The 15,238-nt window shown below is 73.2% G+C and carries 18 protein-coding genes; 8 read left to right on the forward strand and 10 right to left on the reverse strand.

The window, feature by feature from the left end:
* Positions 1 to 68 precede the first annotated feature (68 nt).
* A complete protein-coding gene (locus tag BLW04_RS02425; protein ID WP_091536934.1) occupies positions 69 to 866 on the forward strand; it encodes a hypothetical protein in 798 nt (265 codons plus the stop codon).
* Between the two features lie 144 nt (positions 867 to 1,010).
* Complete coding sequence (locus BLW04_RS02430) at positions 1,011 to 1,253, forward strand: hypothetical protein (RefSeq protein WP_139306703.1); 243 nt, start codon at positions 1,011 to 1,013, stop codon at positions 1,251 to 1,253.
* Positions 1,254 to 1,285: 32 nt separating this feature from the next.
* Here BLW04_RS02430 and BLW04_RS02435 read toward each other — a convergent pair whose 3' ends face one another.
* From BLW04_RS02435 to arfB, 3 genes are all read right to left on the reverse strand, one after another.
* Positions 1,286 to 1,831: a DinB family protein gene (locus BLW04_RS02435; RefSeq protein ID WP_091536939.1), complete on the reverse strand. Its 546-nt coding sequence runs from the start codon at positions 1,829 to 1,831 to the stop codon at positions 1,286 to 1,288.
* A 189-nt stretch (positions 1,832 to 2,020) separates the two neighbouring features.
* Entirely contained in the window at positions 2,021 to 3,157 is a 1,137-nt protein-coding gene (locus BLW04_RS02440; protein ID WP_217630804.1) for a Nickel transporter NicT, read from the reverse strand.
* 78 nt (positions 3,158 to 3,235) lie between these two features.
* Complete coding sequence (gene arfB / locus BLW04_RS02445) at positions 3,236 to 3,673, reverse strand: alternative ribosome rescue aminoacyl-tRNA hydrolase ArfB (RefSeq protein WP_091536942.1); 438 nt, start codon at positions 3,671 to 3,673, stop codon at positions 3,236 to 3,238.
* 71 nt (positions 3,674 to 3,744) lie between these two features.
* Between arfB and BLW04_RS02450 the strand changes: the two genes are divergently transcribed.
* Positions 3,745 to 3,948, forward strand: a complete 204-nt coding sequence (locus BLW04_RS02450; protein WP_139306704.1) for a hypothetical protein — start codon at positions 3,745 to 3,747, stop codon at positions 3,946 to 3,948.
* Between the two features lie 10 nt (positions 3,949 to 3,958).
* Here the strand turns inward: BLW04_RS02450 and yidD are convergent, their stop codons facing one another.
* Together yidD and BLW04_RS26490 are read right to left on the reverse strand one after the other, a co-directional pair.
* Positions 3,959 to 4,237, reverse strand: coding sequence for a membrane protein insertion efficiency factor YidD (gene yidD, locus BLW04_RS26485; RefSeq protein ID WP_254780975.1), 279 nt, complete (start codon positions 4,235 to 4,237; stop codon positions 3,959 to 3,961).
* A gap of 33 nt (positions 4,238 to 4,270) precedes the next feature.
* A complete protein-coding gene (locus BLW04_RS26490) occupies positions 4,271 to 4,456 on the reverse strand; it encodes a hypothetical protein (RefSeq protein ID WP_175483872.1) in 186 nt (61 codons plus the stop codon).
* 90 nt (positions 4,457 to 4,546) lie between these two features.
* Between BLW04_RS26490 and mmuM the strand changes: the two genes are divergently transcribed.
* Positions 4,547 to 5,464 (forward strand): homocysteine S-methyltransferase, encoded by a 918-nt coding sequence (mmuM, locus tag BLW04_RS02460; RefSeq protein WP_091536947.1) that lies wholly within the window; start codon positions 4,547 to 4,549, stop codon positions 5,462 to 5,464.
* A gap of 14 nt (positions 5,465 to 5,478) precedes the next feature.
* Here mmuM and BLW04_RS02465 read toward each other — a convergent pair whose 3' ends face one another.
* A complete protein-coding gene (locus tag BLW04_RS02465; protein WP_091536950.1) occupies positions 5,479 to 6,336 on the reverse strand; it encodes an SDR family oxidoreductase in 858 nt (285 codons plus the stop codon).
* A gap of 116 nt (positions 6,337 to 6,452) precedes the next feature.
* On the opposite strand from BLW04_RS02465, the gene BLW04_RS02470 reads away from it, so the two are divergent.
* Positions 6,453 to 9,059, forward strand: a complete 2,607-nt coding sequence (locus BLW04_RS02470) for a DEAD/DEAH box helicase (protein WP_217630805.1) — start codon at positions 6,453 to 6,455, stop codon at positions 9,057 to 9,059.
* Positions 9,060 to 9,426: 367 nt separating this feature from the next.
* Positions 9,427 to 9,606 (forward strand): hypothetical protein, encoded by a 180-nt coding sequence (locus BLW04_RS02475; RefSeq protein WP_091536952.1) that lies wholly within the window; start codon positions 9,427 to 9,429, stop codon positions 9,604 to 9,606.
* On the opposite strand, the gene BLW04_RS02480 is transcribed toward BLW04_RS02475, so the two are convergent.
* Positions 9,549 to 10,157, reverse strand: coding sequence for an SRPBCC family protein (locus BLW04_RS02480; protein WP_091536954.1), 609 nt, complete (start codon positions 10,155 to 10,157; stop codon positions 9,549 to 9,551). The two genes, BLW04_RS02475 and BLW04_RS02480, sit on opposite strands and share 58 nt — an antisense overlap.
* Before the next feature lie 213 nt (positions 10,158 to 10,370).
* Between BLW04_RS02480 and BLW04_RS02485 the strand changes: the two genes are divergently transcribed.
* Together BLW04_RS02485 and BLW04_RS02490 are read left to right on the forward strand one after the other, a co-directional pair.
* Positions 10,371 to 11,162 (forward strand): sulfite exporter TauE/SafE family protein, encoded by a 792-nt coding sequence (locus BLW04_RS02485; RefSeq protein ID WP_091536956.1) that lies wholly within the window; start codon positions 10,371 to 10,373, stop codon positions 11,160 to 11,162.
* A gap of 10 nt (positions 11,163 to 11,172) precedes the next feature.
* Positions 11,173 to 11,934 (forward strand): sulfite exporter TauE/SafE family protein, encoded by a 762-nt coding sequence (locus BLW04_RS02490; protein ID WP_091536959.1) that lies wholly within the window; start codon positions 11,173 to 11,175, stop codon positions 11,932 to 11,934.
* 48 nt (positions 11,935 to 11,982) lie between these two features.
* Here BLW04_RS02490 and BLW04_RS02495 read toward each other — a convergent pair whose 3' ends face one another.
* The 3 genes from BLW04_RS02495 to BLW04_RS02505 form a co-directional block, all read right to left on the reverse strand.
* Positions 11,983 to 12,627, reverse strand: coding sequence for a hypothetical protein (locus BLW04_RS02495; RefSeq protein ID WP_091536962.1), 645 nt, complete (start codon positions 12,625 to 12,627; stop codon positions 11,983 to 11,985).
* Positions 12,628 to 12,793: 166 nt separating this feature from the next.
* Entirely contained in the window at positions 12,794 to 13,480 is a 687-nt protein-coding gene (locus BLW04_RS02500) for a DUF6629 family protein (RefSeq protein ID WP_091536964.1), read from the reverse strand.
* 62 nt (positions 13,481 to 13,542) lie between these two features.
* Positions 13,543 to 15,222 carry an alpha-amylase family protein gene (locus BLW04_RS02505; protein ID WP_091537311.1) on the reverse strand — a complete coding sequence of 560 codons (1,680 nt, stop codon included), beginning with the start codon at positions 15,220 to 15,222 and terminating at the stop codon, positions 13,543 to 13,545.
* Positions 15,223 to 15,238: the final 16 nt, after the last annotated feature.

Consider the following 15,238-nt stretch of genomic DNA (forward strand, 5'->3'; position numbering starts at 1 on the left):
TGCCCCGCTGTGGTGAGGGACGCCGCCTGTCGGGTGCACCGACGGCGCGCAACGGCCATGATCGCCGCGTGCAGGACTACCTCGATGGCGAAGCGGCAGCTGGGCGGCACCTGGTGGAAACCGGGGAACTGGTCGCCGGCTCCATGAGCCGTGCCGTTGCCGGCCTTCTCTTCGACCCCAGCTCCGCCGTCGTCCAGCTCGACGACCGGCTCTCCGGCGTCCTGCGGGAGGCCGCGATCACGGCCGCCGACCTGCCGTTGACCTGGGAGCGGGCCCGGGCCGGCGCCGTGCTGGCCTTCGCGGCCGAACTGGCCGTCACCCGGTCCCACCAAGGCCGCGGGGTGCGCACCGACGGCTTCTTCAGTGTGCGGTCGATGGCCCGGTCGGCGGCCGAGCGGCTGGTGGAGTCCGCCGTCCGGGCGGCCCGGGACACCACCGAGGACCGCCAAGTGCGGCACCTGGGGTACCTGGTCGCCGAGGTGGTCGTCTCCCCCGACATCGACTCCGCGCTGGCCGTGCGCGGCCTGCAGCTCGCCGAGTCCTGCAGCTGGCGGCAGCTGGCCCTGCTGTCCGCCGTCGGCCGCCGCGAGCGCGCACCGCTGCCGCTGGCCCCGCTGGACGACGAGCCCCGCAGCTGGCGGGCATGGGGCGCGCGGCAGGACCTCGCCGACCTCCAGCGCGCCGGCCTGCTCGACCCGTCGCCGGCCGCTCCCCGATCCGGTAGTGCCGCGCTCCCCCGGCTGCGCCCCGCCGACCTGCGGCTCACCCGCCGAGGCGTGCTTGTGCACCGGCTGCTCGCGCTGGACTTCGTCCGGGAGGACGACGTGCTCAGCGCCCTCGCCGACCTGGACCTCGCCGCTTCCTGAGCCGTGCCGGACGCCTGTCGTTGCCGCGCCCCCACCCAGAGCGAGAGATGACCGCGCCGGCACGGGCGCCGGTGGCGGCCGGCGTCCTGCGCGCTGGTCGGCTGCGGGGCCGGCCCGGTGACCGGCTGCCCGGCCATCGGGTACGTGGATGTCCTGGTCGTGGAGTTGGCCCCCGAGTGGCCAGTCGACCAGGCCCGCACCGTGACCATCGCCTGCGAGGGCCAGTGCAGCGATCCGTCGGCCGGGGGACAAGGCGCCGGCGAGCGCATCGAACCGGTGACCGCGAGCGAGGCCGTCTTCTACTGGGGCGCGCAAGCTGACTCCGTCGGCAGGACCGAGGAGTGCGGCGGCCCGCAGCGGGCCACGGTCACCGTCCCGGCGCCCTGACTGCACCGCCGCGATGACCACCCGGCGCCGGTTCACTCGCCCGTCTGACCGTCTATCGACTCGCGGATCAAGTCTGCCTGCCCGTTGTGCCGGGCGTACTCCTCGGTCATGTGGGAGAGCACCCAGCGGAGCGAGACGCGTCCCAGCCAGGCTGGGTGCGTGTCGTCGAGCGCAGCGGCGCCGCCATCCCTGAGCCGCCCGCCGACGACGGTCCGTGCGCGCTGCACACGCTCGCTCCACAGCGCACGCAGCTCGTCGCCGCTGTCGTCGGCCGCGCTGCGCCACTCCCAGCCGGGGTCTGCCGCACGGTCGACGCCCGCCCACGGCTCCGCGGTCGGCTCGCCGCCCACGGCCTCCGTGAACCACTCGTCCTCGACCTGGGCCAGGTGCTTCAACAGCCCGCCGAGCGGGATCGGGGAGGGCGACAGCGCGACCCGCAGCTGGTCGTCGGTCAGACCCGCGCACTTCCACGCCAACGTCGCCCGCTGGTACTCGAGGAACCCCAGCAACGTCGCGACCTCACCGCCGGCCAGCGGCGGGAGCGGCCGGCCGTGCTCGTCCGTGCTGCCCTCGGCCATGGTCGGAACGTAGCTCGTCGCTCTCCGGCACCTGGTCCGGGCTCACCCGCGGTCGGGACGACACAGCACGGCCGGACCAAGCATCCTCGAGCAACGCTTCCAGAACCGGCGGTCGACGGCGGCGAACTCCACCCGGACCCCGGGGAGCCTCGACCCCCTCGTCCATCCGTACGGGCGCGGCCGCCGAGTTCAGGCCTCGGCCGGCGCCGCGGCGCCACGCATCCGGCGGCCGACGGCGGTGTACCGCCACACCAGTGCCGAGACCAGCCACGCCGCCAGGAACAGCCCGACGATCACGAAGCCGACCGCGCTCAGGTCCAGCGACCCCAGCCAGGCGACCGGCCCGGAGGTGAGCCCCATCCGCTCGGTGATCAGCGCCAGCACCTCCAGGCCACCGATCGCGAGCGCGACGACGACCGACAGCGCAGTGACCGTGAGGTTGTAGAACATCTTCCGGCTCGGTGAGGCGAACGCCCAGCCGTACGCGTACCCCATGGCCGCGCCGTCGGCGGCGTCGAGCAGGCACATGCCGGCCGCGAAGAGCACCGGCAGCACCATGATCGCGTACCAGGGCAGCGAGAAGGCGACCGCGCCGCCGGCGAGCACCAGCAGCCCGACCTCGGTGGCGGTGTCGAAGCCCAGGCCGAACAGCAGGCCGACCGGGTACATGTGCCAGGGCTTGCTCACCCGGCGGGTGACCCGGCCCAGGATCCGGTTGAGCACGCCGCGCTTGGCCAGCTGCTCCTCCAGCGCCTGCTCGTCGAGCTGGCCGGTCCGGGAGCGCCGGTAGACCTTGAGGATCCCGACGAACACGACGAGGTTGAGGCTGCCCACCAGCAGCAGGAACGTGGCCGACACCGACAGGCCCACGGTGCCGGTCAGCTGCTGGAGCGTGGAATCCTCGTTCCCGACCTGGCCGGCCAGCGCCCGAAGTCCGAAGGCCAGCAGCACGCAGAGGCCGAAGACGACCGAGGAGTGGCCGAGGGAGAACCAGAAGCCCACCGACAGCGGACGGCGCCGGCTGCCCTGCAGCGCGCGGGTGGTGTTGTCGATGGCTGCGATGTGGTCGGCGTCGAAGGCGTGCCGCATGCCGAGGGTGTAGGCGGTCAGCCCCAGCCCGACACCGAAGACCGTCGTCCCGCCGAGCTGGTAATGCTCCGGGACGACGAGGAGCAGCAGGGTGCCCCAGCCGAGCACGTGGAGCAGGAGGATGAACCCGCCCATGCCGGCCAAGCTGCGCCACTCGGCCCGGGTGGGACGGCCGCCGGGCGGGAGCTCGGACGTCAGATCGGTGTCCGCGATGGTCACGACGTCCGGCGCGCTCATGGCGTCACCCTCGGCTTGTTGCACATCGCTCGCAACAAAACCACATGCGGCGCCCCCAGCGCGAGGTGGCGCGCCCGGTCAGTCCCAGGTTCGCCGCTGCTTCTTCAGCTGCCCGCGCTGTTTCTTGGCCTCGATCCGCCGCTCTTTCGAGCCGCGGGTGGGCTTGGTCTTCCGGCGCGGCGGGGCCGGGGGCGCCAACGCCGCGCGCAGGACGGCCGCGAGCCGAGCGCGGGCGGCCTCCCGGTTGCGCAGCTGGGCGCGGTGCTCGCTGGCCGCGATGGTGAGCACCCCGTCGACCAGCCGGTCGCCGAGCCGCTGCACCAGCCGGGTGCGCTGCGGCTCGCTCAGGCCCGGCAGCTCCAGTAGCGGAACCGACAGTTCGACCCGGGAGTCGGCGGTGTTCACGCCCTGCCCGCCGGGCCCCGAGGAGCGCGAGAACCGCCACGACAGCGCCCCGGCCGGGACGACGAGGTCGCCGACGACCGGCAGGTCACCGAACGCGTCGTCCCCGGGCATGCCGGACAGTCTCCCCGACCGGCGCGGTGCGGACGACCCACTTCCGCCGCAGCTGCTGGCACCCGGCCGCCATGACCGATGCCGACCCGGCCCGGCTGGCAGGTCGTCGACGTGCCGACCGCCCTGTTGGTCCTCGCGGCAGCTCGGACGCCGTGATCGCCGACCTCCTCGGCGCCCTGTATTCGACCGGCATCCGCGGGGTGCTGCCTCTCCTGCTGGCAGTGCGGATCACCCGCCCGCCCGGCTCCCGGATGCCGGCGCCCGCCGGCGTCTGACGCCGCTCGCTCAGCCGGCCGCGGGCACCGGGTCGGCCCCGTTGGATCCGCCGGGGCGGCAGCGCAGCAGCCGGCGCGCGGCGAGCCAGCTCCCCCGCCGGGCGCCGTGGCCCTCCAGCGCCTGGACGGCGTACTCCGAGCAGGTGGGCGTGAAGTGGCAGACCGGACGCCGGTGTGGGCTGACCTCCCGCTGGTAGACCCGCACGGCGGCGACCAGCCGGTCGGCGAGCGTGCCCCGCGAGCCGACCGCCCGGACGCGCCGGGCCGTCGACGGAGCAACCAGCATCATGTCCATGCCGCAGCCCAGCGACTCGGCCAGGCATCACCCGGTGTTGAGCAGCAGCAGGTCGCGGAGGCAGCCGCCGCCCCCGCCGCCCCGCTGATAGCGCGGGCCGCCGTACTGCGGTCCGTAGCCGTATCCGCGGCGGGGCCCGCCCCAGCCACGTCGCCGGCGCGGACCGCCGCCGCCCCATCCCCAGACGAAGACCATGGTCGCGTTCTCCCTCATGTCGTCCGCGGTGCGCGCGCGCCGCGGTGCTCGTGTCGATCGTGCTGTGTGACCGGCCGTTCCGCTGGGCGACCGGGGAGACTGACCCGGGTGAGCCGTCTCTCCCTCGGCGCCGCGCTGGCCGCCGGTCCCGTCGTCCTGGACGGCGGGCTGTCCACCGAGCTGGAGTTCCGTGGGCACGACGTGACCTCGGCGCTCTGGTCGGCCCGGCTGCTGCGCGACGACCCGCAGGCCATCGCCGGCGCCCACGCCGCCTTTGCGGCGGCTGGCGCCCAGGTGGCGACGACGGCCAGCTACCAGGCCACGCTGCCCGGCTTCGCCGCCGCGGGCATCGACGCGGCGGCGGCGTCGACGCTGATCCGCCGGTCGGTGCAGCTGGCCCGGGAGGGGATGGCCACAGCCGGCCGGGACGGCTGGGTGGCCGGTTCGGTGGGCCCGTACGGCGCTTACCTGGCCGACGGGTCGGAATACCACGGCGACTACGTCGTCGGTACGTCGGTCGCCGAGCTGCGGGCCTTCCACCGGCCGCGACTGGAGCTGCTGGCCGAGGCCGGAGTCGACGTGCTGGCCTGCGAGACAGTGCCCGCCGCCGCGGAGGTCAAGGCGCTGCTGGCGGAGGTCGACCGGCTCGGCATTCCCGCGTGGCTCTCGCTCACCGCGGCGACCGGCCCTGACGGGGTACCGCGCAGCCGCCGGGGCGAACTCCTGTCCGACGTGCTGGCCGCCACCCGCGACGTCCCGGCCCTGATCGCCGTGGGGGTCAACTGCACCGACCCGGCGGGCGTCGTCCCGGCGATCGGGGTCGCGGCGGCGGCCAGCGGCAAGCCCGTCATCGTCTATCCCAACAGCGGCGAGCTGTGGGACGCCGCCGCCCGGCAGTGGACCGGCGCCGCCGGCGTCGGCGACGTGACCAGCTGGGTGGCCGCGGGCGCCCGGCTGGTCGGCGGCTGCTGCCGGGTACGGCCGGCCGACGTCCGCGACATCGCCGACGCGGTCGCCGGCGGCTGACCCGGCTCAGCCGGTCACAGGATCGGGTTGCCGCCGGTGACCGCGACCCGGGCGCCGGACACATAACTGGCCTCGTCGCTGGCCAGCAGCACGTAGACCGGGGCGAGCTCGGCCGGCTGCGCGGCCCGGCCCATCGGCACCTGCTCGCCGAAGCCCTCGACCTTCTCCTCCGGCATCGTCGAGGGGATCAACGGCGTCCACACCGGGCCGGGGGCCACGCTGTTGGCCCGGATGCCCTTCTCGGCCAGCAACTGGGCCAAGCTGGCGGTGAAGTTGGCGATCCCGGCCTTGGTCATCGCATACGGAGCCAGCGTATGGCTGGGCATGTCGGAGTTCACCGACGAGGAGTTGATGATCGCCGCACCCGGCTGCATGTGCGGGATCGCGTCCCTGCACAGCACGAACATCGCGGTCAGGTTCGTGGCCACCGTGTGGTCCCACTCCTCGTCGCTGATCTCGTCGAGGGACCCGTGGGTCATCTGGAACGCGGCGTTGTTGACCAGCACGTCGACCCGGCCGAACTCCTCGACGCACCTCGGGATGATCGTCTTGGCGTGCGCCCGGTCGGACAGGTCTCCGGCGACCAGCACGCAGGTCCGGCCCGCCTGCTCGACGTAGCGGGCAGTGTCCTGAGCGTCCTCGTGCTCGTCGAGGTAGGCGATGAGCACGTCGGCTCCCTCCCGCGCGAAGGCGATGGCCACCGCCCGGCCGATACCGCTGTCCCCGCCGGTGATGACGGCCTTCTTCCCGGTCAGCCGCCCGGAGCCGCGGTAGCTCTCCTCGCCGTGGTCGGGCTCGGGATCCATCGCGCCGAGAGTGCCGGGCGGGGTCTGCTGCTGAGTGGGCTGCGATTCGGGACGGGGCTCTGACATCGGGGCCTCCTGCGATCGGTGCGCTGGCGCGCCGCCGTCCCGCTACCCCTGCACGGGCGGGTCAACCGACGTCCTGGGCGGGAAGGTCTGCGGCATCGGGCACGCTGTCCCCCACGATGACGCTCTCCCCCGCCGGCACCGACTCGACCCCGGCCGACTCCCCCGCCACCGCGCTGCCCTCCCCGCCCTCAGGGGCGCTGATCGCCGACCCCGACGACCTGAGCGAGCTGCTGGCCCTGGGCGACGACCCGGACGCGGTGTTCGCCCGCTTCGCCCAGTGGGCCGAGGACGCCGGCACCGTGCTGTACCCGGCGCAGGAGGAGGCGCTGATCGAGCTGGTCAGCGGCGCCAACGTCGTCCTCGCGACCCCGACCGGATCGGGCAAGTCGCTGGTCGCGACGGGCGCGCAGTTCGCGGCACTGGCGGCCGACCGGGTGAGCTTCTACACGGCTCCTATCAAGGCGCTGGTGAGCGAAAAGTTCTTCGCCCTCTGCGGGGTCTTCGGCGCGGCCAACGTCGGGATGCTCACCGGTGACGCCAGCGTCAACGCCGACGCCCCGATCATCGCCTGCACTGCCGAGGTGCTGGCCAACATCGCCCTGCGCGAAGGCCCGGATGCCGACATCGGCCTGGTCGTGATGGACGAGTTCCACTTCTACGGCGACCCCGACCGCGGCTGGGCGTGGCAGGTGCCGCTGATCGAGCTGCCGAAGGCCCAGTTCCTGCTGATGTCGGCGACGCTCGGGGACATGACCTCGCTGCGGGAGGACCTCACCCGGCGCACCGGGCGGCCGACCGCGCTGGTGGCCAACGCCGAGCGCCCGGTGCCGCTGCACCACTACTACGCCACGACGCCGATGCACGAGACGATCGCCGAGCTGCTGGACACCCGGCAGGCACCGGTCTACGTCGTCCACTTCACCCAGGCCTCGGCGCTGGAGCGGGCGCAGGCGCTGATGAGCGTAAACGTGTCGACCAAGGAGGAGAAGGCCGCGATCGCGGACATGATCGCCGGCTTCCGGTTCTCCTCCGCCTTCGGGACGACGCTGTCCCGCCTGGTCCGGCACGGCATCGGCGTCCACCACGCCGGAATGCTGCCCAAGTACCGGCGACTGGTCGAGCAACTGGCCCAGGCCGGGCTGCTGAAGATCATCTGCGGCACCGACACCCTCGGGGTCGGCATCAACGTGCCGATCCGCACCGTGGTGTTCTCCGCGTTGAGCAAGTACGACGGCACCCGGACCCGGCTGCTCAACGCCCGGGAGTTCCACCAGATCGCCGGTCGCGCGGGGCGGGCCGGCTACGACACCGCGGGCACCGTCGTCGTTCAGGCGCCGGAGCACGAGGTGGAGAACCTCAAGCAGTTCGCCAAGGTCGCCGACGACCCGAAGAAGCGCCGCAAGCTGGTGCGCCGCAAGGCCCCCGAGGGCATGGTGCCGTGGAGCGAGTCGACCCAGCAGCGGCTCATCAACGCTGAGCCCGAGCCGCTGACCAGCCACTTCCGGGTGTCGACCGGCATGCTGCTCAACGTCGTCGCCCGGCCCGGCGACCCGTTCGCGGCGATGCGACACCTGCTCACCGAGAACCACGAGCCGCGCGCCCGGCAGCGCAAGCACGTCCGGGAGGCGATCGGCATCGCCCGGGGGCTGCTGGGCGCCGGGGTCATCGAGCGGCTGGACACCCCCGGTCCGGACGGCCGGCGGTACCGGCTGACCGTCGACCTGCCCCCGGACTTCGCGCTCAACCAGCCGCTGTCGACCTTCGCGCTGGCTGCGATCGGGCTGCTCGACCCCGAGTCCGACACGTACGTCCTGGACGTCGTCTCGGTGATCGAGGCGACGCTGGACGACCCGCGGCAGATCCTGGCCGCGCAGCTGAACAAGGCCAAGGGCGAGGCCGTCGCGCAGATGAAGGCCGAGGGCATCGAGTACGACGAGCGGATGGAGCTGCTCGAGGAGATCAGCTATCCCAAGCCGCTGGCCGAGCTCCTGGAGTTCGCCTTCGAGACCTACCGTGCCGGCAACCCGTGGGTCGCGGACGCCCAGCTGTCCCCCAAGTCCGTGGTGCGGGACATGTGGGAGCGGGCGATGACCTTCCGGGAGCTGGTCAACAACTACAGCCTGACCCGCTCCGAAGGCGCGGTGCTGCGGTACCTGTCCGACGCGTTCAAGGCGCTGCGGTCCGGGGTGCCGGCCGACGCACGCACCGAGGAGGTCACCGACCTGGTCGAGTGGCTCGGCGAGCTGGTGCGCCAGGTCGACTCGTCGCTGCTCGACGAGTGGGAGCAGCTGACCAGCCCCGACCAACCGCTGGACGCGCCGGTGTCCGTCCCGGCCCGGCCCCGGCCGCTGACCGGCAACGAGCGGGCGTTCACCGCGATGGTCCGCAACGCGCTGTTCCGCCGGGTCGAACTGATCGCCCGCCGCCGCTGGTATGACCTGGGTGAGCTGGACTACGCCGCCGGCTGGGACGCCGAGCGGTGGGGCGAGGTGGTGCAGGGCTACTTCGCCGACCACGACGAGCTGAACACCGGCGCCGACGCCCGCGGACCGGCGCTGCTCATCGTCGACAAGTCGACACCGGGGGTCTGGCGGGTCCGGCAGGTCCTGGACGACCCGGCCGGCGACCACGACTGGGGCTTCGACGTCGAGGTCGACCTGGAGGCCTCCGACGAGGAGGGCGCGGTAGTGCTGCGCCTGGTGGACGCGGGCCGCCGCGATTGAAGAAGGGCCACCCCCCGCCCCCACCACTCCCAGGCTCGCGGTGGGCCCCCGGCGATGGCCTGACCCTCCTCTCCCTCGCAAGCTCGGCTCGGGGCCCTGGAGGGGGCCGGTCCGGCACGGCCGGGCCGGGCGTGTGGGCGCACTTCTCGCGGGGGCGGCACGCCGACCCGGCGGCGACCGCGACGCAGCTGGGCATCGCCGCCGACGCCGACGCGTGGCAGCGGACCGGCTGGGTTACTGGACGGCGCGACTGCGGGCGCGGACCTGCCGGCCGAGCAGGTGCCGCCCGGCCTGCGGCCGAGGGCGATGGTGGGGGGCGGCGGCTGCGCGGTCCGCACCGGCGCGCGCCGTCGACCCCGCCCGTCCGGTGATCGCCCACCTGCTCGAGCACATCACCGAGTCCCGCGGACGGGCCGAGCGGTCCGGGCTGAGGCTCGTCTGGCGCGGGCCGGACGCCGGCAGCCCCGACCCGGCCGACGTCCGGCTGGTCTACGCCGACCGGCCGGTCGACGACGAGCTGCTGGCCCGGGTGGTCGCCCTCCCCTGAGCGCGCCGGGCCGACCAGCGGAACGTCGGCCCGGGCGGCGCAGGCATCGCGGCCCACTCGGCCGGGCCGGCGGCCCGGCGGCGCCTGAGCTCGAGGGCCAGGCTCTCCTCTCCCCGGTTCATCGCCCAACGGTGGTTGGCCTCGAAGGCACCGCGCAGCAGCCAACCGAGCCGCTTCAGCAACGGCTTGGTCGCGGTGACCTGCCAGTCGTAGGTGATGACAAGCTCGGGGCCGTCGGGCTGGAACGTCCAGCGGCCGGTGCCCGCCAGGTCGCCGCTCGCCGCCAGGGCGAAGCCGGCATCGGTCATCGTCTCGGTGATGCGCAGCGTCCAGCGCAGCGTGTACGGCAGCCAACCCGTGGTGAACACCTCGACCGTGCGCCCCACGCCGTCCGCGTCGCCATCCGCCCGCGGAACGACGTCGAGGTACACCGACGGCCACCACCGGGGCAGCGAGGCGCTGTCACTGAGCACCGCCTTCACCTCGGCCACGGTGCCCGGCACCCGCCAGACGGTGACGAAGCGGTACGACGACGTGGCTCGGCGGGGCACGGGCCGAACTGTCCCGACATCTGACCCAACTGTCCACGCCAGCGCGTGGCTGCGGGCGCGTGTCGAGGTTGTCCTTGGGCATCCCCGTCCACTCCCCCACGGCCCCCGTCGATGCACTCGCGGCGGGTCGGGCTCGGTGTGGTCGTCAGCGGCTTGCCCGGACATGGTGCAGATCACACCACCGGGCTGTGACACCCTCGCGGCGATGCGGCCATGACCGGGTGGGAGATGCTGGCGGTCGCCCTGGCCGGCCTTGCCGCCGGGTCGATCAACGCCGTCGTCGGCTCCGGCACCCTGGTGACCTTTCCGGTGCTGCTGGCGGTCGGCCTGCCGCCGGTGACCGCGACCATCACCAACTCCCTCGGCCTGGTCCCCGGCAACCTCACCGGCGCCGTCGGCTACCGGCGGGAACTTCGCGGTCAGCGGCGCCTGCTGGTGCGCCTCTTCCCCGCCTCCGTGCTCGGTGCCCTGACCGGCGCCTTCCTGCTGCTGCACCTGCCGGCCGCCGCCTTCGAGACGATCGTGCCCGTGCTGGTCGGGCTGGCCGTCGTGCTGGTCGCCGTCCAACCCCTGCTGCAACGAGCCCTCGCCCGGCGCCGCGCCCGCGACGGGGTCGCCGAGGCCGAGGAGCTGCACGTCGGCAGCCTGCGGCTGGCCGGGCTGGTCGCCGGGGCCTACGCCACCGGCACCTACGGCGGGTACTTCGCCGCCAGCCAGGGCGTGTTGCAGATGGGGATCTTCGGGCTACTGCTGCGCGAGTCCCTGCAGCGGCTCAACGCGATCAAGAACGTCCTGACCCTCGGGGTGAACGCGGTCGCCGCGCTGACCTACGTGGTCGTGGCCACCGACCGGGTCGACTGGGCCGCCGCCGGGCTGGTCGCCGGCGGCTCGTTGGTCGGCGGCTTCGTCGGCTCCACCTTTGGACGCCGGCTGCCGGCCCCCGTCCTCCGGACGGCGATCGTGCTGCTGGGCCTGATCGCGATCGCCGTCCTGCTCACCCGTTGAGCACCGCCCCATGAGCGCACTGGAGTTCGGCCTGCTCGTGCTGGCCGGCGCCGGAGCCGGGCTGATGGGCACCATCGCCGGCCTCGCCTCGCTGATCAGCTACCCCGCCCTCCTTGCCACCGGCATACCCCCGCTGACCGCCAACGTGACCAACACCGTCGCGCTGTCCTTCAGCAGCGTGGCCGCGGTGAGCGCATCGCGGCCGGAGCTCACCGGGCAGCGGAGCCGGCTCGGACGGTTGTGCGTCGCCGGCCTCCTCGGCGGAGTCACCGGCGCGGTCCTGCTGCTGCTCACGCCGTCCTCGGCGTTCGAGAAGCTGGTCCCGTTCCTGATCGCCGGCGCGTCGCTGGCCATGCTCGTGCAGCGCCCGCCCCGCGAGCTGGCGGCGGAGGGTGCGGCGCACCCACGTCGCGACGCCACCGGCCTGGTCGTGGCCACCTTTGCCGTCTCCATCTACGCCGGCTACTTCGGCGCGGCCGCCGGCGTGCTGCTGCTGGCGGTGTTCCTGCTGGTGACCGGTGAGGGCGTGCCGCGCAGCAATGCGCTGAAGAACGTCGTGCTCGGGGTGGCCAACTCGGTCGCCGCGATCGGGTACGCCTTCTTCGCCGATGTCGACTGGCTGGCCGCCCTGCCACTGGCGGTCGGCTTCTTCGCCGGGGGCCTGCTCGGACCCGCGGTCGTGCGCCGGGTGCCGCAGACCGCACTGCGCCGGGTCGTCGCCGTCGCCGAGCTCGGCCTGGCCGTCCACCTGGGCCTCGACGCATTCGGCTGAGCCGGGGGGACCCGGGGCCATCCGCGGCCCCGGGTCCCCCCGGCCGGCTCAGCCGCGGTTCGTCACGTACGCGCTGAGCAGCAGGCAGAATGCGCTGGCCGTGATCAGGAGCCGGGCGGGCGTGAGCCCGTTGAGCAGACCGGCGATCACCCCGGCACTGGCCGACCGCGCCTCCACGGCCTGCGTCCCCTTGCGCAGCAGGCGCACCTCGTCGGCCAGCAGCACACCGCCAGCACCCAGCAGGGCCAGCCCCAGGACGACGAAGACCAGCGACAGCCGTTCGGCGAAGCCGGTGACCGCGGGGGCCAGGAACAGCACCACGACCACACCGAGCAGGAGACCCACCCCCGCGCCGGCCACCGGAGCCCACGGCCCCATCCGGATCATCGGGGCGCGGCGCGGCAGCCGCGGACGGGGGCGAACGGTCACCGGCACCGTGGGCAGCGTTCCGGGCTGGTGGTCAGGCCCGGCGGGCAGGTCGCTCGCACCCTCATCGGCCGGCGGTGGCACCGGGTGATCGGGTGGCGGAGTTCCCGGAGGGCCGGCGTCGCCGGGGGCGGGAGCCGGCCCGGGAGCCGTCATCCGCGCCTCTGCTCGGGGGTCCGGCACCGCCGTCGCACCCGTCCCGGCGGCGGCAGGGTCGGCACCGGAATCCTTCCAGCCGGTGGTCAGCACGTCTCGTTCGTCGCTCATCTGGCAATCACCTCACGCCCGACGCTAGGTCGGTCGTACGACACTGCGCGGGAGGTGCCCCGGCGGTTCCCGCGGGGGATGGTCGGCGTCGGAGTGTTTCCGGCGGGCGGTCGCTGACCGTGAGGGCGCACCTGCAACGGGTCAACGAATGCACGATGGGCGCCGCTCAGCCCATCGGAGCCGGTGCCTCCTGCTGGTGACGCCTGACCTGTTCGCCCTGGGCACGGTTGCGACGGAGGAAGAAGACCAACACCGGGGTGCTGGTCACGGCGGCGTAGACGCACCAGATCGAGGCGAACGAAACCTGCAGCACGATCAGGGTGGCGGTCAGCCCCACGGCGTTGGCGATGCCGAAGGCCACGATCGCCGGGTACCCGGCCAGCAGCGCCGCGCCCACGGTGGCCAGGACATAGCCGACCGCCGCGACGCCGAGCGGCGGTGCGTGGGTGTCGTAGGAGAGCGAGTGCTCGGCGATGCCGTAGTCGATCGGCCCGGCGGCGCTGGCCCAGAACAGATAGATCGAGGTGATCGCGCCGATGACGACGAAGGGCACCATGTGCACCCGCCGCCGGCCGGGTGGCTCGATGAGCAGCAGGGACAGCGGCACCAGGATCGGTAACAGCCCGTAGGCGTACAGCACGTAGAGGAAAGCGGCCACGTCCCCGACACCGGTGCTCACGTGCCCCTCCAGGCTGAGCCAGACGAAGCCCTCGGTGAACTGATGCAGGGCGAACAGCAGCGGCAGGGCGGCGAACGGCACGTCGCGAACGGTGCGCACCTGGGTCAGGGCGCCCACCCCGATGCCGCCGACCACTCCAGCTGCCACGAAGTCGGCGGTTGCGGAGAAGCACATGCGGCGACGCTGTCAGACCCACGTCGAGGCAGCAGCGGCAGCAACACGCGTCCGTCGGCGGATCAGACCAGCCGGCGGCTGTCCTCGGCCACGACCCGCAGCCACCGGTACCCGTAGCCCTCCAGGGTCAGCTCGACCGACCCGTCCTCGGTCAGCGGCGTGCTGCACGCCACGAGCAGGTCCTCCAGCCGGTGCGTGCTGCCGCAGCCGGCCAGGGTGAGCGGCACGGTGCACGGCTCGGCGCCCAGGTTGTGCAGCGCCACGAGGGCACCGTCGTCCCAGCTGCTGAGGTGGGCGAACACCTGCGGATGCGGCTGGTCGAGCACCTCGAAGTTCCCCCAGCCCAGTTCCGGGGATTCCCGGTAGCGACGGATCAGCAGCCGCATGAACGCCAGCATCGAGTCCGGGTCCCGGCGTTGGTCGGCGACGTTGACGTGCTCCGGGGAGAAACCGCCCTCCACCACCGGGCCGGGCAACCTTCCCGCCGCCGCGGTGGAGAACCCGCCGTTCTTCCCCGACGTCCACTGCATCGGCGTCCGGACGGCGAGCCGGCCCTCGGCCGCCAGGCTCTCGCCCATCCCGATCTCCTCGCCGTAGAACAGCACCGGCGTGCCCGGCAGGGAGAACATCAGGCTGTAGACCATCCGGATCCGCCGGGGGTCGCCGGCCAGCATGGGCGGCAGCCGCCGGATCAGGCCCCGGCCGTAGACCTGCATCCGCGCCTCGGGGCCGAAGGCGGCGAACACCTCGGCGCGCTCGTCCTCGCTCAGCTTGTCCAGGGTGAGCTCGTCGTGGTTGCGCACGAAGGTGCCCCACTGGTTGTCCGGGGAGATCCTCGGGCGGGCGGTCAGCGCGTCGGCCAGTGGCGCCGCGTCGCAGCGGGCCAGCGACAGGTACATCGCCTGCATCGCGATGAAGTCGAACTGCATGGTCAGCTCGCCGCCGTCCGGGCCGCCGAAGAACTCCGCCTGCTGCTCGTGCGGCAGGTTCACCTCGCCGAGCAGCACGGCGGCCTCGGCTCGCCGGCCGAGGAGCGCCCGCAGCGCCCGCAGGTACTGGTGCGGGTCGGGGAAAGCCGCGGCCTCCTGCTCGTCGACGCCGGCGGTCTCCAGCAGGAACGGAACGGCGTCCACCCGGAATCCGGACAGCCCCAGCTGAAGCCAGAACCCCATCACCTTCGCGATCTCGTCCCGGACCAGCGGGTTGGCGACGTTGAGATCGGGCTGCTGCCGGTAGAACTTGTGCAGGTACCACTCCCCGGTCTTCTCCTCCAGCTGCCAGATGCTGTCCTCCTGGTCGGGGAAGACGACCTGGGCGGAGGTGTCCGGCGGCGGGTCGGCGCGCCAGACGTAGAAGTCGCGGTACGGCGAGTCCTTCGACGACCGGGCCGAGCGGAACCACGGGTGCTTCTCGGAGGTGTGGTTGACCACCAGGTCGGCGATCACCCGCATGCCCCGGTCGTTGGCGGTGCGGATCACCTCCACCAGGTCACCGTGGGTGCCCAGCCGCGGGTCGACGCCGTAGAAGTCGGTGATGTCGTACCCGTCGTCCCGTTCGGCGGTCGGGTAGAAGGGCATCAGCCACAGGCAGGTAACGCCCAGGTCGGCGAGGTGGTCCAGCCGCTGGGCCAGGCCCGCGAAGTCGCCGCAGCCGTCGCCGTCCCAGTCCATGAACGTCTCGACGTCCAGGCAGTAGACGACGGCGTTCTTCCACCACAGGTCGGCGGTGTCGGTGATGCGCACGGTCAGCTCCTCAGGG

Source organism: Modestobacter sp. DSM 44400 (assembly GCF_900107175.1).
Taxonomy (GTDB): Bacteria; Actinomycetota; Actinomycetes; order Mycobacteriales; family Geodermatophilaceae; genus Modestobacter.

What these genes read in the sequence shown, in the direction of transcription:
- BLW04_RS02435 (WP_091536939.1), bottom strand. Translation starts at nt 1,831, where the DNA reads ATGGCCGAGGGCAGCACGGACGAGCACGGCCGGCCGCTCCCGCCGCTG.
- BLW04_RS02440 (WP_217630804.1), bottom strand. Translation starts at nt 3,157, where the DNA reads ATGAGCGCGCCGGACGTCGTGACCATCGCGGACACCGATCTGACGTCC.
- arfB (WP_091536942.1), bottom strand. Translation starts at nt 3,673, where the DNA reads ATGCCCGGGGACGACGCGTTCGGTGACCTGCCGGTCGTCGGCGACCTC.
- BLW04_RS02450 (WP_139306704.1), top strand. Translation starts at nt 3,745, where the DNA reads ATGACCGATGCCGACCCGGCCCGGCTGGCAGGTCGTCGACGTGCCGAC.
- yidD (WP_254780975.1), bottom strand. Translation starts at nt 4,237, where the DNA reads ATGATGCTGGTTGCTCCGTCGACGGCCCGGCGCGTCCGGGCGGTCGGC.
- BLW04_RS26490 (WP_175483872.1), bottom strand. Translation starts at nt 4,456, where the DNA reads ATGAGGGAGAACGCGACCATGGTCTTCGTCTGGGGATGGGGCGGCGGC.
- BLW04_RS02465 (WP_091536950.1), bottom strand. Translation starts at nt 6,336, where the DNA reads ATGTCAGAGCCCCGTCCCGAATCGCAGCCCACTCAGCAGCAGACCCCG.
- BLW04_RS02470 (WP_217630805.1), top strand. Translation starts at nt 6,453, where the DNA reads ATGACGCTCTCCCCCGCCGGCACCGACTCGACCCCGGCCGACTCCCCC.
- BLW04_RS02485 (WP_091536956.1), top strand. Translation starts at nt 10,371, where the DNA reads ATGACCGGGTGGGAGATGCTGGCGGTCGCCCTGGCCGGCCTTGCCGCC.
- BLW04_RS02490 (WP_091536959.1), top strand. Translation starts at nt 11,173, where the DNA reads ATGAGCGCACTGGAGTTCGGCCTGCTCGTGCTGGCCGGCGCCGGAGCC.
- BLW04_RS02495 (WP_091536962.1), bottom strand. Translation starts at nt 12,627, where the DNA reads ATGAGCGACGAACGAGACGTGCTGACCACCGGCTGGAAGGATTCCGGT.
- BLW04_RS02500 (WP_091536964.1), bottom strand. Translation starts at nt 13,480, where the DNA reads ATGTGCTTCTCCGCAACCGCCGACTTCGTGGCAGCTGGAGTGGTCGGC.